Raw genomic sequence first — 22,674 nt, forward strand, 5'->3', positions numbered from 1 at the left:
TGCTGTTTTATGCAACGGATTCTCCGCTCGCCAGTTTCATAATATTTTCTTCTGAAAAATCACCCGTCATCAGTTCTCCTGTAATTGTTCCCTCATGCATCACCAGTACACGGTCTGATACTCCCATCAATTCCGGCATCTCTGATGAGATCATGATGATGCTGACTCCCTCTTGAACCAGTTTATCCATCAGCAGATAAATCTCGTATTTTGCTCCCACGTCAATTCCTCTTGTAGGCTCGTCTAAGAACAAAATCTTACATTCTGATGCCAGCCATTTTGCCAATACAACCTTCTGCTGGTTACCGCCGGAAAGATACTTGCACAATTTATCCATATCTGGAGATACAACCTTTAGCTCCCCAAAATATTTCTCCGCCAAAGCCTGCTCTTTTTTGCTCTGCATGAATCCAGAAACAGATACCTTATCCAATGCTGCCGCCAGAATATTATCCTGAATTCCCTGATTCAAAAACAGTCCCTGTGACTTACGGTCTTCTGTTGCAAATCCCAGTCCGTATTTCAATGCTTTATTCGGATGATTGATATGCGCTTCTTCTCCGTTGACTTTTATTGTTCCGGCACTGTGTTTATCTGCCCCGAAAATCGCCCGGAGCACCTCTGTGCGTCCAGCCCCGACCAATCCGCCGAGTCCCAGGATCTCTCCCTTTTTCAGCTCAAATGATACATTTTTAAACCGTTCTCCGGTCAGACCCTCTACCTCCAGCACTGTTTCGCTGCTACGGCTTCGGTGACGGGGAGGAAATGTATCTTTCAAATCCCGCCCGATCATCTTACTGATCAGCCAGTCTTTATCAATGTCTGCAATATCGGTGTCTGTAATATATTTACCATCCCTAAGCACCGTAACTCTGTCGCAAAGCGCAAACAGCTCTTCCAGACGATGTGAAATGTAAATGACAGTAATACCGTCTTCCTTCAGCTTTCTGACAATCTCAAATAAAGTCTCAATCTCGCTGTTTGTCAGACTGTCTGACGGCTCGTCCATAATAATAATTTTAGAATGATAAGATAATGCTTTGGCAATATCTATCATCTGCTGCTGTGCAACGCTTAAGCTCTTCACCGGTACTTTGTAACTTGGAATACTTCCCCTGCTCACATAATCCAGATATTCCTTCGCAAACTCATTTTCTTTCTTTGTATTTATGATCTGTAATGTATTTTTTTCCTGTCCCAGCATGACATTTTTAATGGCGTTCAACTCTGGAACCAGACTTAGCTCCTGATAAATGATCGCCACACCTTTATCGATCGCGTCCCGCGGATTCTTGATAGAAACTTCTTCCCCATTAATTCTGACGGTACCTGCATCCGCTTTATATACCCCGGAAAGGACCTTCATAAGTGTTGATTTTCCTGCGCCGTTTTCACCGATCAGCGCATGAATCTCACCTTTTTTCACGCGGAGATTTACATTGTCAAGTGCTGTAACTTTTGAAAATGTTTTTGTGACTCCCAACATTTCCAATGCATATTCGCTCATTCTTTCACCTTCCCCACATGAATGTTATTTTTCTTTTCTCTGGAAAATAACAGCCACAAGGATAATCAATCCTTTGATCAGACTCTGAAGATTCGGATCAGCGCCGATCAGGTTGAGGATGTTATTTACCATTGCCATAATGATTACACCTGCCAGTGTTCCGGCAAGTGTTCCGACTCCGCCGCTCATTGCAGTTCCGCCGATAACGGCTGCTGCAAGTGCATCCATGTCATACCCTGTACTTCCGTTCGGCTCTCCGACCCGTACACGTGCCATAAGCATTACTCCGGCAAGCGCAGCAGTAAATCCGCACAACACATATGCCATGATTTTATTAAAGTTTACTTTAATACCTGTCAGCCTTGCCGCTTCTGCATTACTTCCGATTGCATAAATGTGTCTGCCGTATACAGTCTTATGCAATACGATCAGGAACACGATCATCGCAGCCGCATAAAGTATAACCGCACACGGTATGCCAAGCACATAGCCGGAACCAAAATTCTGCCAGAACTCAGTAACCTTTCCGCCCGGAGCGCCCTTGGTATATACCATGACAACACCTTTGATGATCATATTCATTGCAAGAGTGACAATAAACGCTTCCAGTTTTCTTGTAACTACTATGATACCGTTGATCAGTCCGATCAGACATCCAAGAATCAATACCAGGACTACCTGACCCGCCATAATTCCGGTCTGTCCCGCCGCTGCTCCCTTCTCCATCATATCCGCCAAAAGACAGGCCGTCAGAGCCATGATACTGGTTACAGAAAGGTCGATTCCTCCTACCAGAAGAACGACAGTCATTCCAATACTGACTACACCTACGATAGATGCCTGTCTCAAAATATTCATAATATTAGAATAGGTCGGAAATATGTCTGGAGAAGCGATGGTGGAAATAATAAATGTCAGGACAAGCACACCATAAGGTACGCTTACCGGGTTATTTTTTATTCTTTGTAAAACACTGATTTTCTCTGCTTCCTTACTCATCGCTTTCTCTCCAATCCGTTGCTGCTTAATGTAATGATGTTATTTATATAATATCGTGCGTTCTGTTGCTTCCGGACTTACCAATACTTTGATTAATTTTGAATTCTTTTTAATTTCATGAAGTGTCTCTTCCAACTCTTCCAGAGGAACAATCATAGAAATCAATGGGGTCGGATCTACACGGTCATACTGCATCAAAGTCAGTGCGTCTGCCCAGTCGTATCCAATCCCTGCACAGCTTCCGCTGATCTTCTTCTCACTCGTTACAAATTCGATCGGCGGAAGTGATGCAAAATCATCGTCTGCACACATACCAAAAGCTTCTAGTTTACCGCCCTTGCGAAGCATCTTAAACGCCTGCTCATAAGTACTGTGATGTCCGACTGCTTCTAATACATAATCAGCGCCGATTCCGTTCGTCAGCTTCATAACCTCCTCAACCGGATCACACTTAGATGCATTGATAACATAATCAGCTACAACCTCTTTTGCCATTGCCAGTCTCTCTTCGTTTGTATCTACCATAATGATCGGCGCCGCGCCGCGGGCTTTTGCCAGTTGTGCGTGCATCACACCCAGACCTGCTCCGATGATGACTACACTGCGTCCAATCTCACAGTTCATTTTATGTGAGGCATTTAAACAGGCTGTCAGAGGTTCCACAAAAGCTGCTTTGATATCGGATACTTCATCTGGAACTTTGTAAATATTCTTCCATGGAACTTTTACATACTCTGCAAATCCGCCGTCTGTATGAATTCCGATCTGTTTAAAGTCAGAACACAGTAATGACTCGCCGATCCGGCACTGGTAACAGGTACCGCAGGGAATCACGATATCATAAGTAACTCTGTCTCCCACTTCAAGCCCCTTTGCATTTGCACCGACTTCTGCAATTGTTCCGCATACTTCGTGTCCTGTTGTCAAAGGAATACACTCTACTTCATCGGCATATTTTCCTGTATAGGATCCCCAGTCTGAACCACAAATACCACAATATTTTACTTTTACAAGCACCTCATCATCATTGATCTCAGGAATCGGTACCTCTTTCAGTTCAAACCGCCCTACTTCAACCAATACCTGGGCTCTCATTGTTCCTTCCATAGTTGTTTACCTCCATTTATTTTGTAAATAATTTATCATGTCTCTCTTCATATGGCGCATTGATCATCAGCGGTCTCAGGAAATCAATCGTTTTCTTTGTACCATCGTCAACACTCATGATCACGTCCTCATGTTCAAAGTTAAATACACCCTCATAGCCATTGAGATACAGTTCGCTGATCAGCGCTTTCCAGTTCACATCTCCCCATCCCGGGATTCTGAATCTGAAGGATCTGTCCCTTCTCGCCCAACCGTCCTGCATATACATATTCAGACCGCCGCTTGCAAGATGATGCTTCAATATCTCACAATCCTTAGCATGTACAGTTACGATCCGGTCTGCCAGTTCATATACAAACTGGTTTACATCAATTCCTGAGAATAATACGTTTGCCGGATCCAGATTGATCCCAAAGCTCTCATGATTATCTGTTACTTCCAAAAGGCGCTTCGTAGATTTGATGTCGTATACAATATTGTTCGGATGCGGCTCAAAAGCAACCTTAACACCATATTCTTTATATTTATCAAATACATAGCCCCATTTCTCGGCAAATTGTTCTTCCTCGTATTTCCATCCGTTTGGCTCCGGCCAGTCATTGATATGTCCGTAGTTTTCCATTCCGGAAAATGCGACAACACATTTTACTCCAAGTTCTGCCGCAAGCTGTGCCGAACGGATCATACTCTCCTGACCGAATTTGATTTTTTCTTCTTTACTGCCCGGACAAATGGAGTCCATTCCTGCACTGTATGGTCCCATGATCAATGGGGAATCTGCATGGTTGCTAAGTGCAGAAATGAACAACCCGTGATCTTCAATTTTCTTTTTAAATTCTTTTGCATTGCTGCCCTTTAACAATTCTGCCGCATCTACCTGTCCATTGTCTGTATATGCCGGAAGCTCCACCGCGTCGTAGCCATTTCTTGCGGCAATCTCACAGACCTTGTCCACCGGTAAATTTGAATAGTTCACTACACAAAACCCTAATTTCACTTTTTATTCCTCCATGCCTTTCTACTTTGTTACCACTTTTTATAACTCGTATTTTGTTTTAGTCTGTCATTAATATGTCCAGTCAAAATCATCTCCGTCTTCAATTACATATTCACCAATGTTCTCTGCTGTAACAGTAATCGGCTCCTTGATGACAATCTTTTCTTCCGGATTTTTGCCTTCCAGCGTATCAATCGCCAGATGAAGCGCCTCTACAGATGCCGCACACGGGAACTGTGTAAATCCATAGAATACACCGTCTTTTACATTCTTTGCGACTCCGTTGATTCCATCTGCGTTTACAACAATGATTCCTTCATCGTCTCTTCCTGCCTCTACAATTGTATCCCATGCTGCCAATGTTACGACTCCGTCCTGTGAAATCACTGCGTCAATCTCACCTTCACCATATTTGCTCAGAAAATCTTCCATAACTGACTTGCCTTTTGATGCTTCAAAATCTGTATACTGTCTGTCAATAATCTTGATGTCTGGATACTGGGAGAATACTTTTTCCTGCCCTGCTTTCTGTCCGTTATCTGTACCAGAACCTGCAATAGAATCAAGTGCGATAACGTTGCCTTTAGCTTCGCCGTTTTTCTCTGTGATCGCATCTACAACCATCTGTGCACAAGCCGCTCCGTTGTTCTCATCTGTCCAGCCTACGAAATGTGTATAGTCCTCAGTTGTAGCTGTTCTGTCAAACAGGATAACCGGAATCCCTGAAGCATAAGCTGCTTCGATCCCCGGGTTAACTGCATCCTCTACTGCCGGTGTGATCAGAATTGCATCCAGATCCTTTTGCAGCATTGCTTCAATGTTGCTGTTCTGAGTATTTGCGTCATCATGTGCATCTGTCTCAACAATTTCAACTCCCAGCTTCTCTGCCTCTTCCATCAGCATATCACGCATTTTAACACGCCAACTGTTAGATACAGATGCATTTGCAAAACCAATCACATACTTTCCATCGTCTTTTTTCTCTTCCGTGGTTTCTGTTTTTTCTTCTTCCGCCGGTTTTTCTCCGCTGCTGCATCCTGTCAATACCAGTGTTCCTGCCATAACTCCTGCCAATATCATTGAAATAATTTTCTTTTTCATATTCTTTTCTTCCTCTCTTTGTTATTTTTACCTTTCATTGCGAGCTCGTCTAACTGATTTCACTATATCACATTTGCTTTCGTTTGTCATTTTATTTTTTTGTTTTATTTTGTTTTGAATTAAATTTTTTTCGTTTTTTTGCGTTTTTAGCTTTCTTTTTTGTATAAAATATACATATATCATTTCTGGAATATCCAGTTTTCACAGTAAAATTTGTGTATTTTTTACACCCTTTAACATGCATTTTCGTTTTCTTTCGTTTTGTATCATTTTATTTATTTTTTCTTCTTTTTGTTTGCTATCCGTATTTCTTTATGATATTATGATAGTAACTAGATTAGTTTTACCGGATATTTATTTACATATCATTTATTATAGAGGTGGAAATTTTGTTTAAAGTTGAACGCCACAGGCGAATCAAAGAGATTTTAAAGGACTGCCGCCAAATTGAGGTTTCATCGCTCAGTAATCTTCTGGAGGTTACAGATGCAACGATCCGCAAAGATCTGGAAGAATTAGAACGGGAAGGATTTCTTACCCGTTTCCACGGCGGGGCAACCCTCAATTCCAAAGAAACGGATACTCCCGTCGGTACCTCCTTCGTTAATCAGATTACAGAGTATGATAAAAATAAAGAGGACATTGGACGGACTGCAGCACAGTTGATCAATGAACGGGAATGGATTTTTCTCGGACCGGGAACAACCAGCTATTATATTGCATGTGCCCTGCGGGACCGTATTAACATCAATGTTTTAACTAACAATTTTTTAGTAGCTCAGGCACTATATAACTCTCCCGGGATCCGTGTGATATTTTGGGGCGGACAAGTGGAATACCCCGGCTTCTATACGATTCCTGACAACCTGGAAAAGGAATTTGAAAACATGTATCTTGATAAGGCTTTCTTTTCCATTGATGGTGTTGATATGAACGCAGGATATACCTTATCTGACCGCCCGGTATATGATTTAATTTCCATGATCAAAACTCGTTCCCGTGAAACAATCATGGTTTTTGATTATACCAAATATAATCAGCGGGCATTCATGAAGATCGGAAGTCTCGATTTTGCGGCTACAATCGTTACAACCCCCGCTATTCCAGACGATTATAAACAATATTTTTTAAAACATAAAATACAAATATATACAACATATGATCTGAAACCAATTAACTTTTAATTTTTATTTTGAAGAATTGAAGAGTTTATTATGAAATCCTTTTGTATACAAACAAGGTCATTATCTAAAATTGCTGACCGGACGTTGCTTACAGATATTGATTTTACAGCTTATTCAGGTGAAGTGCATGCTATCATCGGCAATAACGGGGAAGGTAAAACTGTATTTGCCAAGCTTCTTTCCGGTGTGCGGAGCAAAACCAATGGTTCCATTTTTCTGGACGGGACAGAGCTTCACTTTTCCGACCCTTATTCCGCTCAGAAAGAGGGGATTTATATCCTGCAGCAAGAGCCGGTGCTTTTTCCAGATCTCTCTGTACGGGACAATATTACAATGGGAGTAGAAAAACATATACAGAAGCGTTGCTTTTGGGCGCCGTCCGTGCGAAAGCTGGATTCCGTATGCCGTTCTTATCTAAAAAACTTCGGTCTGGAATCTCTGAACTTAAACGCCCCTGTCTCTGCTCTGACCGCAATGGAAAAGCTGATGATACAGTTCTGCAGGATTCTAATCTGCAATCCCAAGGTTCTGATCCTGGACGAGCCATCTGCCATGCTGACAAACACGGAAATCGAAATGCTCTTCCATTTTTTGGAAGAATATAAAAAGGACCGTATCATCCTTCTGATCACTCACAATTACTCTGTCCTTTTGAACCATTGTGACAGAGTTTCCTTTATGAGCGACGGACAGATTGAGGCAACATTTACAGTGGATGAGCTTGCAGCGCCATCCAGTCAAGCTTACCTGGAACGTTTAAAAATGAGCTTTTCATATCCAACAATGCATTTGTCCCCTGAAGAAGAAGTTATAAATATCAGCTCACTCTCCACGGATTTTCTTTCCGGTATAGACTTTTCTATACACCGAAAAGAAATTGTCAGCATTGCCGGTCTGAAAAAAGAACAGAAGGAATCCCTTATTTCAGCGCTTTTACACAAAAAGGGAATCACCGGAGGTTCTGTTACATTTCCGGAAAGCAAACAGCAGCCGCTTATCAGCCTGATCAGTGACAGTCCTGCTTATGAAATGCTTTTTGCAACACAATCAATACCATTTAATATCACGGCATCCGATTTTAGACGGACACGGGAACATCTTTTTACTTCTGCAAAGAAAATGCGTTCCTATGGAGTGCATTATTTTCAGAAGCTACATATAAAGGATGCGGATATACACACCCCGCCGATGTATCTGAGCACCGGAACCAAGCAAAAGGTCATTCTTGCCCGTTCGCTTTTTAAGCGGGCTAATATTTACATATATGACGAACCAACCAAAAACCTGGATTCAACAGGTAAACTGGATTTTTATAACATTCTAAATGCATTGGCTTTAGAAGGAGCATCGATCCTTCTGATATCCTCTGATTATTCAGAAATGATCGGCATGAGCAGCCGCGTTATTCTCGTAAAGAATGGGTGTCAGGCAGGAAATTATTCAACAAATTACCTTTCAGCCGAGACTCTGTCTAAAGAATTAGAATAATGCAAAGGACGAATGGATATGAAAAAAAATAAACTGATTGCTTATGATCTGGGAACCGGAGGTATCAAAGCCTCCTTGTTTGACGTGGATGGAAATTCACTTGCCGAAGTGTTTCAGCAATATGAGACTTTCTTCCCCAAAGATAAGTTCACGGAGCAGCGTCCGATGGACTGGTGGGCAGGTGTCTGCCATGCCACCCATCTTCTTTTGGAGCAAAGCGGCTGTCTTGCAGAAGAAATTGCATGTGTTGCGCTTTCAGGACACAGTCTTGTCGCTGTCCCTCTGGATAAGGACGGAAAACTATTATTGGAACAGGTTCCGATCTGGTGCGATATGCGCGCAGAAGATCAAATTCCTGAATTCTTCAAAGACTTATCCTATGAAGACTGGTACACAACTACCGGAAACGGTGATCCTGAAGAATGTTATACCATTTTGAAACTGATGTGGATGAGACAGCATCAGCCGGATATTTTTGACCAAACGCACAAAATTCTCGGTTCAAAAGATTTCATTAACTACAAGTTAACCGGAACGATCTGCACAGATCCTTCTTATGCCTCCGGTTTTGGCGTTTTTAATCTGCTGAACTGGAACTATGAAGACCGCTTTTTTAAAGCAGCAAAAATTCCTCGGGAGATTTTCCCCGAAATCCGCCCCTCCGATTCTGTCATTGGCTATGTAACAAAAATTGCGGCAGAGGAATGTGGTCTCTGTGAAGGAACACCTGTTGCATGCGGAGCTGTAGACAACACCTGTATGGCTCTGGGCGCCCGCGGATTAGATGAAGGAGTTGCTTATACTTCCCTCGGTTCTTCCAGTTGGATCGCAGTTACCTCTCAGAAGCCTGTTACCGACCTTAAAACACGGCCTTTTGTATTTGCGAATGCCAGAAAAGGATACTATACCTCTGCTGTTTCTATTTTTTCAGCAGGCAATTCATTCCGCTGGGTACGTGACCGACTGTTAATGGATCATCCTGATGACACAGAAACGTATGATATTATGAACCAGATGGCTGAAGCAGCGCCTCCGGGAGCTAACGGAATATTGTTCAACCCAAGCCTTGCCGGCGGGAGCGCCCAGGAGCCAAGCCCAAATCTGAACGGCAGCTTTATGGGAATTACACTCGGCAATACAAGAGAAGATCTTATACGTGCTTCCATGGAGGGTGTGGCTATGGCATTGCGGAAAACGCTGGACATTCTTCTTAGCCAGACTGCGGTTTCCGGAGAAATGCTTTTATGCGGCGGCTGCAGCAAAAGCGCAGTATGGCGCCGTATTTTTGCGGATATTTACAATATGCCTGTCATCAAGACCAACATCGACCAGGATGCCGCCTCCCTCGGGGCAGCCGCGCTTGCGGCAAATGCCTGCGGTCTCTGGAATGGATATGACAGGATACCGTCTATACACAAAATAGAGGATCACTTAGAGCCTGTTCCTGAGAATGCAGCATTCTATGAAAAACTTTTGGAAATATACGATGAGTGGACTCAGACACTTGCCCGGCTCGGAGATAAAATGAATCAAATACGTCTGTAAATGTGCATTTTGACTATGCACAGTAACAATTATATCAAGTGCAAAGGGGACAACAGGAAAATAAATCATTTTCCTGTTGTCCCTCTTTTATTGCATATCGTAACAAAATTTAATAATAAATATTCAGGCAAGAAATTCTTCTAATATCTGCCGGATCGTCTCTTCCTTCAAAGCGGATTCTCCGCCTTCCTCAGGCTTCTCCCTGGCAGCCTTACGGATGACCTGACGGGCAGCCTCCCCTTGCTGCGCATGCCGTGGTTCTCCTTCAATATTGATAGACAGTTCCGGTCCTGCTTCTGCCATCTCTTCTTTTTCCTTCCCTTTCACATTATGGCGTACTGCCGCAGTGTCAGGCTGGATTACATCAATCCGCTCTTTCTCCTGCTGCCGTGTTCTGCGTGTCTTTCGTACACAGGCATTTGACAGATAATCGACCATATAGTTTTTTACTGCCTCGATCTTATACTGCTCGTCCGACAACTGTCCGATTACGAAAAGTAATATCATTTCTGCCGCGCCTATGGCTGCATACTGATATACCTGTTCGCAGAATCCGTGCGCCATATAATGGGAAATCGTACCCACTGCCGCCAGTATTCCCGCAAACCAAACCGTCTGTATCTCTAACTGTCTCCACGTATGTATCCGGAACAAAAACCCCCGGTACTCATATATGTATTTCTCCACAAATGCGCTTATATTTTCTACCCTGTCATGCAGCATACATGCATGTTCATATTTTGCGCGCACCAGTTTTATCAATTTGTGTGTGCTCTTGGACATATTCCCCGCTGCTCTCACCATACGACGCAGAGTGAACTGATTCACCAGCTTTGCCAGCACCCCTGTGACACCGACTGCAATCATAAGATAAAATACAATGTTCGTGTCCGTCACTACCTCATTAAACATAACGAAGCCCTCCTGTTATTTTGTTTTATATTTATCACAATTTCCCCTACATTGTGTTGAGGCTATTATACCTTGCATTTTCACATTTTTCCTCAAAAAGCGTCCGACATTTTTCTACATTACTGCAGCCGTTCCCCTTAAAAAAAGAGCTTCCCTGTTGTGCTTTTTCACCCCCTTTTAACAGAGGTTTTTATCTCAGCGTAAATGCATGTCCCCCTGTTTTGTGAACTTCAGAAAAGGCTGCTCCTTTTATGTCCTTTCTTGCTATGTGGTGCCGAAATATGGCTTACGAAAATTAACAACTAGTATTTTTTCTCAGGCTTTGTTATAATCACTAATAGTAGGATCAAGCCAAATGATTCTGAAAATACAAAACATGCTTTGGATTTTTAAAGGAGGATGACAGCTATGAAATATAGACCAAGAGGTGTATGCTCACAAGAGATTAGCTTTGATATTGAAGACAATAAAGTAAGGAACGTATCTTTTCTCGGCGGATGCAGCGGTAATTTACAGGGAATCGGCCGTCTGATCGAAGGAATGGATGTCAATGAAGCAATTTCCCGGATTGAAGGGATTCACTGCGGCTTCAAAGCAACTTCCTGCCCTGACCAGCTCGCACAGGCATTAAAAGAAGCAACCAGGCAATAATCCCCAGCTGCTTCTTTGCATTTCTTATAAATTCCTTCTCAAGCGCCGAAAGCAGCCGCCGTATGTATCATGAAAATTAGTGGTGTTTTCTCGGCACAGGTTTTTTTACTTCTATTAATTACGTCAGTTAATAGTTGCTCCTGTTGATAGCAGCACGGCGGCTGCTTTCGATGCTTGAGGGGAATCTTATTCTGTTTTTAATATTCTGCCTTATTGACTGTCATGGTATAAAGATACCATTTGTGAAGGAAAAATTCTGGTCATACATTGGCTGTGATTTATTTCCTGCAAAGTGGTCACAGTGCACACGATAATAATATCCTCTGTCTACCAATATAGTTTTTCCTGTCGATACATAATAGGTATTCTGATCTTCCACTGTCCAGGTTGCAACTTGCCCCCATGCGTCCTTCTCTTCATTATATTGCTCTACATAAACAATAACGGCTATAAAATCCACTTGATGGTTCGCTGTAGTTGCTCCATATGCATAGATACGACCCGTTCCGGCTTTGGAAATTCCGCTGTTGCCGTCCATCAGGTGCTCTCCGCGCAGCATTGGATTGGAAGCTGTACTCCCTTCCGAGGAATCTTCCATCGTCAAATATGAACCGTCTACCAGCTTCATATCACTTTCTTCTGCCGCAGCGTTCAAAACCTGTCCAAACAGCATTGTGCTTACAACAGCCAGCATACCAATTACTGATATTAGTCTCTTTTTCATCCTTTGTATTCTCCTGTATTTGCTTCCTATTTGTTTCCCTTTACTAATAAGACAACCAAAGAGGAAAATCCTTACGCGTTTTTTTAAATTTTTTTATAAAAAATATAAATTCTCTAATATTTTCTCAAATTCTGAGTCTTCTATATTTCCTTTTATTTCATAATGCATTCCTTTATACTCAAATCTTGCCGCCTTAGTCTGTTCTTTCTGATTAGGCTTGTTAATTCCATCGACCTCAATCTCAACCCCGTTTATTTCTCTTATATACTCTTCTGCTATTATATCATCTTCCCCTTCCGCCCAGGATGAATCTTCCTGACTTGCGTAAATGGAGTATCGAACAGTTCCCCCATTATAGCTAAAGATCAATCTTGCCAATTGCAGTTTTTCATCAATATCATAATCTGCTACGATCATCTCCTTCGGTTTATATCTCATCCATACCGGAGTCTGCCCAAACTTCTCACCGATTTCCTGATAGACTTGCATTTCATCAATATCTTCGCTATCTTTCTTATCCATATCCTCAACATCGATCATCCTCGCTGATTCTTCTCCCATCAGTACATCCAACAATTCTTTCAAATAAGACTTACTTCCTATACTTGTCATACCAAGTCCAAGCGCCAGAACAAGTACTGCTGCCAATGCTGCAATCCAACGGACCCGTCTTCTCTTATACCTAATTACAGTACTCTTCCCAGCATCGGGAATGAAATTCATTTTTGAAATCAGCTCCACATCCGGAGCCAGTTCTTCGGAAACTTCCATATCCAGTACTTTTTTATTAAGCTTCTTTTCCTTAATTCTCTCTGTTCCGTCCCTGCTAATTGCCGCTTTCTCCGCCTCTGCCTTTTCCTTCTCATATTCCCGGATTTTGGACATTAAGACTTCATCCATCTCTTTTGTCACATGAATCTGATCCAGTTCGGGACGGCTGGCAATTTCTTTCTCTATCTGTTGTATATCTTTTTCGATTTCTCTTTGCAGTGATCGTTTTTGGGAATTTTCCATATCTTTGCTTCTCACTTTTTCTTGACTTTTCTTTAAATAAGGTTAATATGAATTTATGACGAAATAATTTTCATTCTGGAGGTTTTTATATGAAACGGATTATCTTAACCGGCGGAGGAACTGCCGGTCATGTCACTCCAAATATTGCCCTGATTCCAAAATTAACGGAACTTGGCTACGATATTCAATACATTGGTTCTTATAACGGAATCGAGAAAGAGCTGATCGAGCCCTTCGGCATTCCTTACCACGGTATCTCTTCCGGCAAGCTGCGCCGTTACTTCAGTCTTCAGAACTTCACGGACCCGTTCCGTGTACTCAAGGGTCTGGGCGAAGCCAGAAAGCTGATTCACGATCTTCAGCCGGACGTTATCTTTTCCAAAGGCGGTTTTGTCTCTGTTCCGGTTGTACTTGCAGGAAAAAAATGCAAAGTTCCGGTTATCATCCACGAATCCGACATGACACCCGGACTTGCCAACAAGCTTGCTATTCCGTCTGCGACAAAGGTCTGCTGTAATTTCCCTGAGACACTTAATCATCTCCCAAAAGACAAAGCTGTTCTGACCGGGTCTCCCATTCGCCAGGAATTACTCTCCGGCAATAAGATTGCCGCTATGGACCTGTGCGGATTCTCCGCCGACAAACCAGTCATCCTTGTAATAGGAGGAAGCCTCGGCGCCGTTGCAGTCAACAATGCCGTACGCGCCGCACTCCCGGAATTGCTTGAGACTTTCCAGATCGTACACCTCTGCGGTAAGGGAAAAATAGACGGATCATTTAACGGCACAAAGGGTTATAAGCAGTTTGAATATATAAAAACTGAACTTCGCGATATCTTTGCTCTTGCTGATATTGTAATCTCACGTGCCGGTGCAAATGCAATCTGCGAATTGCTGGCATTACGTAAACCGAATATTCTGATCCCTCTTTCTGCAAACGCAAGCCGCGGCGACCAGATTCTAAATGCACGCTCCTTTGAACGTCAGGGCTTTAGTATCGTGCTAGAAGAAGAAGAGGTTTCAAAAGAGACTCTTCTTGATGCCGTCTGTAAGCTCTATGAAAACCGCAGCAGCTATATGAATGCTATGCGTGATTCCGGTCAGCAGGACTCCATCCAGACCATACTTGATCTGGTGCAGGAACTGACACAGAATTAATTCTTTTCCTAAATACAACACCGGAAAGCAGATACCGGTTACTGGCATCTGCTTTCTCTTAAAACCGGTTCAATTCATCATACTCTACACCATAATTCTTTTTGATCCACGTTCTTGCTCTGTGCAGCATTCCATAAAATGCGTCTTCACTCATATTCATTTTCTTTGCTGCATCTACTTGCAGATATCCTTGTACACAAACGAGCATAATTGCTTCATACCATTTCGGGTTCTTCTCCACAAGATGACTGAAAATACGTTCATGAAGATTGTATCTTTCTTTTTCTATCAGTTCCCCAAAGTATTCCTCTTCCGTACTTTCTCTGTTTACCTCAAAGTCATTGCCATCCGGATCCATGATTTCTACTACAGAAACCTCTTTCACTTCTCTCCTTGCCGCCTGTTTCTTATAGTTAATCGCAAGGTACTTCGCAGTCGTACACAGCCATGCCTTTACATTCGGATGCGGTTTCTCATCAATTTCCTTGTACAGATTCAGAAAAGTATCTTGCATAATATCTTCTGCCGCAACATAATCCTCCGAGTACATATAAGCAATTTTCAGAACAAGATTCTTATATTCCTCATAAATCTCGTTAAAATTACATTTCTCTGTTAACATTTAGACACCGACAATTATTTTAATTTATTCAATATTTCTTCCTTATCTGCTTCATTCAATTCTCCCATGTTCCATCCTAATCCTACATGATCTCCCTCATATCTGGGAATCAAATGCATATGAAAGTGAAACACCGTCTGTCCCCCTGCTTCTTCATTGTTCTGTACAATATTGTAACCATCGCAGCCCAGCACATCCCGCAATTTGTTGATCATCTTCTTTGCCAGAACCAGCGCTTTCGCAGCCAGCTCATCATTCAAATCAAACAAATTCCGATAATGCTCTTTGGGTAAAATCAAAGCATGTCCTTTTGATGCCGGACCCAGATCCAGAATCACCCGGAAATCCTCGTCCTCATAAAGTGTTGCTGATGGAATCTCACCTGCCGCAATTTTACAAAAAATACAATTTTCGTCTCTTATCATAACACTCTCCTTCTCTATATAATAGTAATATCAACAAGACATCGACCCTAACCCTATACGCATGCCAATATTATTGTATCAATTATATCCCATTTCCTATCAAAAGAGAATAGTAAAGTTGTTTACAAAAAATAAACCATGTCGAAAGATGTCGTATGACTTTTCTTGAACACATCTTTTTATCATGGTAGACTAAATCTGAAAATAAATAAAATCATAAAAATTGCTATTATATTACAAAGGGGTGAACAGACCGATATGATGTACAACATTGATATCAACAAAATGAACCAACTGATGCGAGAAAATGAAACTGCCAGAGACATCATCAATCAACTTCTTGAAAACCAGCATTCCATGGTTTCCACCATTGCACATGAAGTTAGAAACCCATTGACACTGATTTTTTCATCTCTTCAGGTTATGCAGGTACAGCACCCAGAGGTCAAGGAATTTCCGCACTGGAGCCAGACATTAAGCGACGTAGAATTTACTTGTCAGCTTCTGAATGAACTTTCCGCACTTAACAATGGAAACTCTCTGAATTACTCCGTTTTCTCTATTTCAAGACTTCTTAAAAATATTGCGGTCTCCTTTGCAATTTCTCTGGACAGTCAGAACAATTCGATCGAATTCACTTCCTCCATTCCAGAAGATTTGGACGATTTTACAGGAGATAAAATCAAACTGGAGGAAGTCTTTTTAAATCTGCTAAAAAATGCCAGAGACGCCGTCGGAGATTCCGGAAGGATCTCACTTTGTGTTTCCCAATCAGAGGATTCTCTGATTATCCTGGTGAACGACAATGGCTGCGGAATCCCGCAAGACCATCTGGAAGATATCTTTGAACCATTTAAGACCTACAAAACAGACGGTACAGGACTGGGACTTGCACTCGCCAAACGCATTGTGGAATCGCACGGCGGCTCACTGTCCGTTTCTTCTATAGAAAATACAGGCAGTACCTTTACTGTAAAGCTCCCAAGATAATCTGTAGTAAAAATCCACACACAAGACCGCCGATATGCGCCGCATTATCTACACCACTGCTTGTCAGACCAAAATAAAGACTTAAAACAACCATGAGAATTAAGCCTCTCTTACCCAATCTGCCTACATATCCTTTCCGTTGAATGGCGGCGCAGACCAAAGCACCCATGAGACCGAATACTGCTCCTGATGCGCCAGCCGATACAACGGCGGTTCCCTCCAACTGGTTTACAAACAAAGAACAAAGATTACCGCCGATTCCACTGAGCAGGTAGATCAGCAAAAACTTGATTTTTCCGATTTCAAGCTCCAGATTCCATCCAAGAGCGCCGAGCATAATCAGATTGTTCATCAAGTGATCAATCCCAAAATGCAGAAACATACTTGTTACCAGCCTGTAATACTCGTGCCCTTGTATTACATACGGCTCGTACATCGCTCCATGTTCCAGAATAAACTGCGTATCTTCTGTTTTGCCGAGAAACATCAGTATTACAAAAACAACAGCATTACTTCCAATTAGCGTAGTTGTTATAACTGCCTTTTGATTCCTTTTCAAAATAAAACCTCTTTTCATAACATACGTCACTTCTGAATTGTATACCCATCCGGGCATCCCATAATTCATGCCTGCGGTGAAAGGACGGATTCTTTTTTCCATCATGCGTTTTTACATACTTTGCTGCAAGTACAAAGTTCTGCACTGAACTGCTACCTAAATATTAGCTTTATTATAGAATAGACTTCTCTTCTTGTCTATCTGTTTCCAGAATCAGATCACTCCATTGTCCCCAACGTTTCCCTGGAAAATTCCGTACAGCTTTTCTCCAGACTGGCAGCCGGATACCCTCTTCACAGACAGCGCCCGCCACATGCATTTCATACTTTTTTTGACTGTTAAATTGTCTTTCGTATTTTTCTGTTTCCTCATGTTCTTCTTCCTCTTCCAAACTAAATATATTCCCATAGTTTTCTTCTGTTTGTGTAACCTTTTTTTCCTTTTCTTCCTGCTCTTTCCGGCGTTCTTTCTCATGTCTTTCATATTCTCTCATAATACCTGATAAATCGCAGTGTTCCTGCAGCGTTGCCTTATGTAATTCATATGACAGAAAGATACCTTCTGTATCTTCATAATCCAACATCTTCACAAAATACTCTGACAATTCATGTAAAGCTGTACCCATTCCCCCGTTATATCCCGGAAGATAACAAAAATAGCATTTATGGCCTTTACGGAAAATATACTCCGGCTGCAAAAGCAGACAATCTGAATTCAGCATATATTGCCGGAGTACTTCTACTGTCCTAAGCAAGTCCCCGATAATTTCCTCAATATCCTTTTTCCTTATCCGTTTCTTCTCATACAACGCTTTCAATGAAGTAAGACCGCTGATGTCATAGGAATAACGCCCCGCCCCTTCCACTTCGCATCCTTCTACCGGAAGCACACCTGTGATCTGATTTGATCTTAGCATAGGCATTTGATAATCTTCCGTATATTCTTCCTGCGTATAAATATGCATCCATACTTTACTCATCCCGGCTTCTATCTCCATCCGAATCGATTTCTCCAACTCCCGTCACCTCTTTTATACGAATCTTCTTTTCTGGTTTTAATACCGGTGCCTGCTGCCTCACCGACACTGATATCCTTCTATAGTTTGCAGCGGCTGAAACTGTCACCAATTTATCCGTAACCTCTACATCTACAGATGCATCCCCAAACAGAATCAGTTTTCCTGCAATCCTCTGCCTGCAGAATCCAGTCAAATCTGTTTGACCACTCTCATCCGGTTTTCTTTCTAACTGAGCGCCTAATACCGCAGTCTCTGCCGCCGCTCCGATTAGAATATTCTTATCGTGAAAATAAAAAACAGTGTATATGATCACCATAAAGACAGATAAGATTATGGGAATTATATAGGACAGCTCCACCGTGATCACACCTTTTACTGCCTTGTCCCTCAACTTAAAATCCTCCTAATAACAGCACCGCCGCATACCCCATTCCCAAAAACGGAACAAAAGGCAGCATTGTTTTCCGTCTGAATTTGTGTCTGATAAGAACCGCCATAGCAGTCCCGGCAGCAAATGTAAACGTCACCGCCAATAAACTCAGCAGGTTCCAAAATCCGAGATAAATCCCCAATATCCCTATCAAAATACTGTCGCCGTATCCGAAGTTTTCTCCTGTTGCTTTACTGACTGCCAGAAACACAAGACCAACCGTACCACCCAGTACAATCAGAATTCCCGGCACTCCTCCCCATATTATCTGAAATCCAACTGCCAGGATTCCACCCGCTGCCAAAAGCCAGATTGGAAGTCTTCTGCTTCGTATATCCACAATAGACAAACTACCCAAATAGAGCAGACACCCTGCCTGACTGATCTCATAAATCTGTGCAATTTCTCTCATAATCCCTCATAATCCTCCTTTACTGCCCGCATTTGCTGCATGCACTCATCCCCTGGCACTCCCCCTTTTTCACAGAATAAACTGTCCTTTTTAAACTGCTGCAGTTTAATGAATTGTGATACTTATTCCCGTAATCTGTAATATAAACACCCGCAGACGCACCCCCATGCACACACTGCTCACAGGCATGATATTTTCCTCCGGCTTCATTCCGCAGATCAGACATTCCCGAATATGGCACAAAACGGATTGACAATTTCAGATAATTGCACTGGTAATTTGTATGATATACCCCTCCCGTTTCTGTCACATATACAATCTTGCCGCTGTCACTGTCCAATTCGGAATTTTTATATCCGTTCCATGCCTTAACTAAAAAACTGTCTCTGCATTTCATCCCCATATTTGTAAACTTTGGAAAAGGAAGTCTGACCTTATAATCCAACTCCACATGTATCACTCCGCTATCAGATTCATACCACGACCGCCAACAGTGAATTCCTGAACTTCCGCCCTCCACAATACTTCGTTCCAAACGTTCTGATCCGATAATCTGTACCAAATCTGATTTCATCTTAATAGGATTAAAAACAGGAAGTACCGCCATGTCTTCTGCCGCTGCTTTTGCCGCTCCCTGTGCCGCAGAACTCACTGTCAGACGAATTGCCTGAATTTCCAGTATATAGATTAATGACAGAATTGCAAACAAAAATAACGGCAGTGTAAGCGCTGCTTCTGCTGTGACGCTTCCCTGCATCTTTTTCCTTGAGTCCGGTACAGATGCCCCTTCCCGGTTGGTATACGGTTTGTTGTAAAATTGTGCCATCACAGATTATCCTTTCTTATTTATTAATTATTGTGGGTATCCTGTCTGCAGGGAATTCAGACAGTTTAGAATGAAAGGGCATCTATGCCGGACTCAAAGATATCCGAAATATGCCTGAAATGTATAACTGTAGCCGCTCCACATATCAGCTTTATTTTGTAGTTTCATTTTTGTGACACAAGCATCCGCCCTAAAATACTCCAGCCCCTTTTCAAACCTTAGATTCTGTTCTAACCGGTCCAGTACCCGCATATTCAAGTCAGTTTCATCTTTCAAGTGCAGTAGTATCTGTAAATACTGCCCGTAATTTAATCCTTCTTCTGCATCTGCCCCTTCATACCCGGCATCTGATCCCCAGAATGTAAACACTCCAGAAAGAGGAAGCTGCCAGTTTTGTGAATTCTTCACCAGCGCCGCTCTTCTGCCCGCCAGAAGAGTCCGCAGATCCACCACACTTTCTCCAAAACACCATACAAGAAGTATCAACTGTTTCAGAGCGTCTTTGGCTTCTGGGCGCAGACTCACGGCTGCTAACGCAGCCGCCATAGTCTCTGCTTCTCCTTGTTTACCAGAATCTATTGCCAGATGTGCATAATTTAACCCCATTCTGACTAATAACATCTGATTGACAACGTCCTTCAAATTTTCCGCGTCACTTTCTTTTCCGCTGATCAGATATTCAATTTCATAATCCAGATTTCGGGTTTCTGATTTCTGTTCTACAGCAGAACTAAACATTTTCAGTATGTACTGTTCAAATAATAACTTCTCAGCCTGTCCGTTTACCCTGCTCCTGGCTGGAAATGTCCCCCTGCCGGCATGCCTGCTTCTGCAAGATACCAATTTCTCCTGCCCCACATATTTTCCTGACAGTTCAAATCTCTCCGGCAAAACAAGGGACAAAATGCCAGTTTTACGGATTTCCAGTATTCCGGTATTTTCCTCTGGAAGCATTTCCTCTCCATGAGACAACACTTGATCCAACTGTTCAGAAACTTCTTCGCCTTGTATTTTTTGTTCCTGCCATGCGGCACACAATCCAGTCACATCCTGAAGAACCCCCATACCGGTCTGTGTTTCCATATATTCAAGCATCTGTTCCCGAAATGCCTGTCCATTATTATCAGTAAGAAACTGTATATCTGTGATCGTCTGTTCAATCCCCATACTTCCGTAATGTGACATTCTGTTTATAATTTGCTGCTCTTCAAACTGCCCGGTTCCATAAGTCATATCAAACGCAAAAACTTTATATTCCTCCAACAGCTCTTTATGGTATTCTCCGAATACAGAAAACAGTGCGTTATCTACCGCTATTCTCTTTAAATTCTTAGTTGTCTGGATTTGCGCACTTTGTGATATTGCCAGAATAAACGAGACAAGAAGTACAAATATCAAACTTAAAAATGCTGTAATCTCGCCTTTTTTCTTTTTCATCTCATCATATCCATATCTGTTATATTCCTGAGCTCTCACTCGTAATCTTCTGAAATATAGTATTGACCAGATTAGTTAGCTGTGTCTTGAAGATCAAAACAAGCGCAATAATAACGACGAGTATCAGCAGCATCTCTATAACTGATAACCCCGAATCATCTTTTAGAATCTGAATTCCATCTCTTACCTTCTGTCTGATCCTCCATCCAATAATCTGTAATTTAATCATCCTTATATCCATTCCTCCACTTTATACTTTATTTTTCTTATTCTTTCTGCTATCCTCTCCGCTTCACATCTGTTACTGTGCACAGTAACTCACATCTGCATTGAGAAGAATGCCGGGATGACAATGATTGCCAGAACCATACCAAACATCAGGAACATAGGAAGAAGCAGTTTTGTTCCCGCCTCCTCTCCCAGCTTTCTTGCAAGGCTTTTTCGTTCCTCAAATGTACCTGCTGCCTCCTGTTTCAGCAAATCTGTCAGCCCCTTTGTTCCTTTTTTCATATTCTGCGAAAGCAGTGTTCCAAACTTCCTATATACTGTCAATCCGCACCGCTCTCCAAACTTTTCGTAGCACTCACTTTCCGATGCTCCGCTTTGTATCTCATGCATGGTATAGAGCATTTCTTCATATATTGCCCGTTTTTCTTTTTCCTTTTCCCTGTTCCGATAATCCTCTGCTAATTTAAACCATACCTTTCGTACCGGCATTCCTGCCCCCAGATAAAGTGTAAACCGGTTAATAACCTGTGGATAATCCAGTTCCAGCTGCCTCATCCGATCTTCTTCCCTCTCTTTCTTCTTCCGGCGGTCAAAAGCATACATCGACAAGGATAACGCAGTTCCAAGAAGAAGCAGCCCCGCCGCCCGGTAGTCAGTTACACGTCTCCACACAACACTCATTTCACCGACCTTATCTGGAAGAGGCATTTCACTGTCCTCTTTTGTTTCCGCATGCAGCCTGTCCAGTTCTTCATTTAATTTTTGAAACCACTTTTCTTCTCCCGAAAGTTTCGGTGTAAATAAATTTGCATAAAAGGTATACTGTGCCTTTGCTTCTTTGTAATTTAAAAATGCATCCAGTTTCACAAGTGTTCCATTCTTATTTAATGCTTCCGTCTGAAGCTCGCCCTGCAGATTCATCACCTCATAATTATCCAATTCCCATGTAACTGTAATTCCACTGTCTGGAAGCTTAGTGATCAGGTTCAAATCACTTCTGACTTCATCAAGCCTCTGATTCTCTCCCAGTATAAGCGTCTCTAGTTCTTCTTCCGCCTCCTTGAATTTTACTTGAATCTCTTCCCGGGTAAACTGTTCTTCTTCAATTTCTACTGTAATTTTCTCTTCGGCTTCCCCAATCCGGACCTCCCACTCCTCTTCCCGCTTTCCTCCGCCCGGTTGGTTCCGCTCTAAAGTTATAAGCCCTCTTTCATTCTGCGGAAGCGTCTGACTGTTATCTGTCAGAAAGAGGATTCCCGCCGCGGTTCCTGTCACGGTAACTAATGCCGCCATCTTCACATATATTCTGTTTTCTTTCCATTTCAAAAACATTGCAGCCTC

Annotated in this window: 24 protein-coding genes; 6 read left to right on the forward strand and 18 right to left on the reverse strand. The window is 42.3% G+C overall.

What is annotated here, in order from left to right; genetic code table 11:
* Nucleotides 1-7: 7 nt before the first annotated feature.
* From NFS18_RS00815 to NFS18_RS00835, 5 genes are all read right to left on the reverse strand, one after another.
* On the reverse strand, nucleotides 8-1,507 hold the full coding sequence (locus NFS18_RS00815) for a sugar ABC transporter ATP-binding protein (protein ID WP_251386717.1): 1,500 nt from the start codon (nucleotides 1,505-1,507) through the stop codon (nucleotides 8-10).
* Nucleotides 1,508-1,531: 24 nt separating this feature from the next.
* Entirely contained in the window at nucleotides 1,532-2,506 is a 975-nt protein-coding gene (locus NFS18_RS00820) for an ABC transporter permease (protein ID WP_251386718.1), read from the reverse strand.
* A gap of 39 nt (nucleotides 2,507-2,545) precedes the next feature.
* Nucleotides 2,546-3,613 (reverse strand): zinc-dependent alcohol dehydrogenase, encoded by a 1,068-nt coding sequence (locus NFS18_RS00825; RefSeq protein ID WP_251386719.1) that lies wholly within the window; start codon nucleotides 3,611-3,613, stop codon nucleotides 2,546-2,548.
* A 16-nt stretch (nucleotides 3,614-3,629) separates the two neighbouring features.
* Entirely contained in the window at nucleotides 3,630-4,610 is a 981-nt protein-coding gene (locus tag NFS18_RS00830; protein WP_251386721.1) for a sugar phosphate isomerase/epimerase family protein, read from the reverse strand.
* Nucleotides 4,611-4,679: 69 nt separating this feature from the next.
* Complete coding sequence (locus NFS18_RS00835) at nucleotides 4,680-5,711, reverse strand: substrate-binding domain-containing protein (protein WP_251386723.1); 1,032 nt, start codon at nucleotides 5,709-5,711, stop codon at nucleotides 4,680-4,682.
* A 389-nt stretch (nucleotides 5,712-6,100) separates the two neighbouring features.
* Between NFS18_RS00835 and NFS18_RS00840 the strand changes: the two genes are divergently transcribed.
* The 3 genes from NFS18_RS00840 to NFS18_RS00850 are packed head-to-tail and all read left to right on the forward strand — an operon-like array spanning nucleotide 6,101 to nucleotide 9,928.
* Complete coding sequence (locus NFS18_RS00840) at nucleotides 6,101-6,895, forward strand: DeoR/GlpR family DNA-binding transcription regulator (protein WP_251386724.1); 795 nt, start codon at nucleotides 6,101-6,103, stop codon at nucleotides 6,893-6,895.
* Between the two features lie 30 nt (nucleotides 6,896-6,925).
* Entirely contained in the window at nucleotides 6,926-8,383 is a 1,458-nt protein-coding gene (locus tag NFS18_RS00845) for an ATP-binding cassette domain-containing protein (protein WP_251386725.1), read from the forward strand.
* Between the two features lie 18 nt (nucleotides 8,384-8,401).
* Entirely contained in the window at nucleotides 8,402-9,928 is a 1,527-nt protein-coding gene (locus NFS18_RS00850) for a xylulokinase (protein WP_251386726.1), read from the forward strand.
* Nucleotides 9,929-10,051: 123 nt separating this feature from the next.
* On the opposite strand, the gene NFS18_RS00855 is transcribed toward NFS18_RS00850, so the two are convergent.
* The gene (locus tag NFS18_RS00855) at nucleotides 10,052-10,840 is read right to left on the reverse strand and encodes a hypothetical protein (RefSeq protein WP_251386727.1); all 789 of its coding nucleotides are present in this window, start codon (nucleotides 10,838-10,840) and stop codon (nucleotides 10,052-10,054) included.
* 408 nt (nucleotides 10,841-11,248) lie between these two features.
* On the opposite strand from NFS18_RS00855, the gene NFS18_RS00860 reads away from it, so the two are divergent.
* Entirely contained in the window at nucleotides 11,249-11,491 is a 243-nt protein-coding gene (locus NFS18_RS00860; protein WP_251386728.1) for a TIGR03905 family TSCPD domain-containing protein, read from the forward strand.
* A gap of 220 nt (nucleotides 11,492-11,711) precedes the next feature.
* Here the strand turns inward: NFS18_RS00860 and NFS18_RS00865 are convergent, their stop codons facing one another.
* A complete protein-coding gene (locus tag NFS18_RS00865; protein WP_251386730.1) occupies nucleotides 11,712-12,215 on the reverse strand; it encodes a DUF6147 family protein in 504 nt (167 codons plus the stop codon).
* A 93-nt stretch (nucleotides 12,216-12,308) separates the two neighbouring features.
* A complete protein-coding gene (locus tag NFS18_RS00870) occupies nucleotides 12,309-13,229 on the reverse strand; it encodes a DUF4367 domain-containing protein (RefSeq protein ID WP_251386732.1) in 921 nt (306 codons plus the stop codon).
* 89 nt (nucleotides 13,230-13,318) lie between these two features.
* On the opposite strand from NFS18_RS00870, the gene NFS18_RS00875 reads away from it, so the two are divergent.
* Nucleotides 13,319-14,386, forward strand: coding sequence for an undecaprenyldiphospho-muramoylpentapeptide beta-N-acetylglucosaminyltransferase (locus tag NFS18_RS00875; RefSeq protein ID WP_251386734.1), 1,068 nt, complete (start codon nucleotides 13,319-13,321; stop codon nucleotides 14,384-14,386).
* Nucleotides 14,387-14,444: 58 nt separating this feature from the next.
* On the opposite strand, the gene NFS18_RS00880 is transcribed toward NFS18_RS00875, so the two are convergent.
* Together NFS18_RS00880 and NFS18_RS00885 are read right to left on the reverse strand one after the other, a co-directional pair.
* Nucleotides 14,445-15,008: an RNA polymerase sigma factor gene (locus tag NFS18_RS00880; RefSeq protein WP_251386736.1), complete on the reverse strand. Its 564-nt coding sequence runs from the start codon at nucleotides 15,006-15,008 to the stop codon at nucleotides 14,445-14,447.
* 14 nt (nucleotides 15,009-15,022) lie between these two features.
* On the reverse strand, nucleotides 15,023-15,430 hold the full coding sequence (locus tag NFS18_RS00885) for an HIT family protein (protein WP_251386848.1): 408 nt from the start codon (nucleotides 15,428-15,430) through the stop codon (nucleotides 15,023-15,025).
* A gap of 261 nt (nucleotides 15,431-15,691) precedes the next feature.
* Here NFS18_RS00885 and NFS18_RS00890 point away from each other — a divergent pair, with 261 nt between their 5' ends.
* A complete protein-coding gene (locus tag NFS18_RS00890) occupies nucleotides 15,692-16,423 on the forward strand; it encodes a sensor histidine kinase (protein ID WP_251386737.1) in 732 nt (243 codons plus the stop codon).
* Here NFS18_RS00890 and NFS18_RS00895 read toward each other — a convergent pair.
* The 8 genes from NFS18_RS00895 to NFS18_RS00930 all read right to left on the reverse strand — a co-directional run bounded on the left by NFS18_RS00895 (nucleotide 16,401) and on the right by NFS18_RS00930 (nucleotide 22,665).
* Nucleotides 16,401-16,982 carry a rhomboid family intramembrane serine protease gene (locus NFS18_RS00895; protein ID WP_251386739.1) on the reverse strand — a complete coding sequence of 194 codons (582 nt, stop codon included), beginning with the start codon at nucleotides 16,980-16,982 and terminating at the stop codon, nucleotides 16,401-16,403. The genes NFS18_RS00890 and NFS18_RS00895 overlap by 23 nt on opposite strands.
* A 172-nt stretch (nucleotides 16,983-17,154) precedes the next feature.
* On the reverse strand, nucleotides 17,155-17,997 hold the full coding sequence (locus NFS18_RS00900; RefSeq protein ID WP_251386741.1) for a DUF6382 domain-containing protein: 843 nt from the start codon (nucleotides 17,995-17,997) through the stop codon (nucleotides 17,155-17,157).
* Nucleotides 17,954-18,391 carry a TadE family protein gene (locus NFS18_RS00905; protein WP_251386744.1) on the reverse strand — a complete coding sequence of 146 codons (438 nt, stop codon included), beginning with the start codon at nucleotides 18,389-18,391 and terminating at the stop codon, nucleotides 17,954-17,956. Before NFS18_RS00905 ends, NFS18_RS00900 begins: the two co-directional genes overlap by 44 nt.
* Nucleotide 18,392: 1 nt before the next feature.
* A complete protein-coding gene (locus tag NFS18_RS00910; RefSeq protein WP_251386745.1) occupies nucleotides 18,393-18,842 on the reverse strand; it encodes a prepilin peptidase in 450 nt (149 codons plus the stop codon).
* Between the two features lie 19 nt (nucleotides 18,843-18,861).
* Nucleotides 18,862-19,668 (reverse strand): pilus assembly protein, encoded by an 807-nt coding sequence (locus NFS18_RS00915; protein ID WP_251386746.1) that lies wholly within the window; start codon nucleotides 19,666-19,668, stop codon nucleotides 18,862-18,864.
* A 93-nt stretch (nucleotides 19,669-19,761) separates the two neighbouring features.
* The gene (locus NFS18_RS00920; protein WP_251386747.1) at nucleotides 19,762-21,144 is read right to left on the reverse strand and encodes a DUF5702 domain-containing protein; all 1,383 of its coding nucleotides are present in this window, start codon (nucleotides 21,142-21,144) and stop codon (nucleotides 19,762-19,764) included.
* Nucleotides 21,125-21,334 (reverse strand): Flp1 family type IVb pilin, encoded by a 210-nt coding sequence (locus tag NFS18_RS00925; RefSeq protein WP_251386748.1) that lies wholly within the window; start codon nucleotides 21,332-21,334, stop codon nucleotides 21,125-21,127. The genes NFS18_RS00920 and NFS18_RS00925 overlap by 20 nt, the downstream gene beginning before the upstream one ends.
* Nucleotides 21,335-21,423: 89 nt before the next feature.
* Nucleotides 21,424-22,665 carry a secretion protein F gene (locus NFS18_RS00930; RefSeq protein WP_251386749.1) on the reverse strand — a complete coding sequence of 414 codons (1,242 nt, stop codon included), beginning with the start codon at nucleotides 22,663-22,665 and terminating at the stop codon, nucleotides 21,424-21,426.
* Nucleotides 22,666-22,674: the final 9 nt, after the last annotated feature.

This window comes from Mediterraneibacter agrestimuris (assembly GCF_943193195.1).
GTDB classification, from domain to species: Bacteria; Bacillota; Clostridia; order Lachnospirales; family Lachnospiraceae; genus Schaedlerella; species Schaedlerella agrestimuris.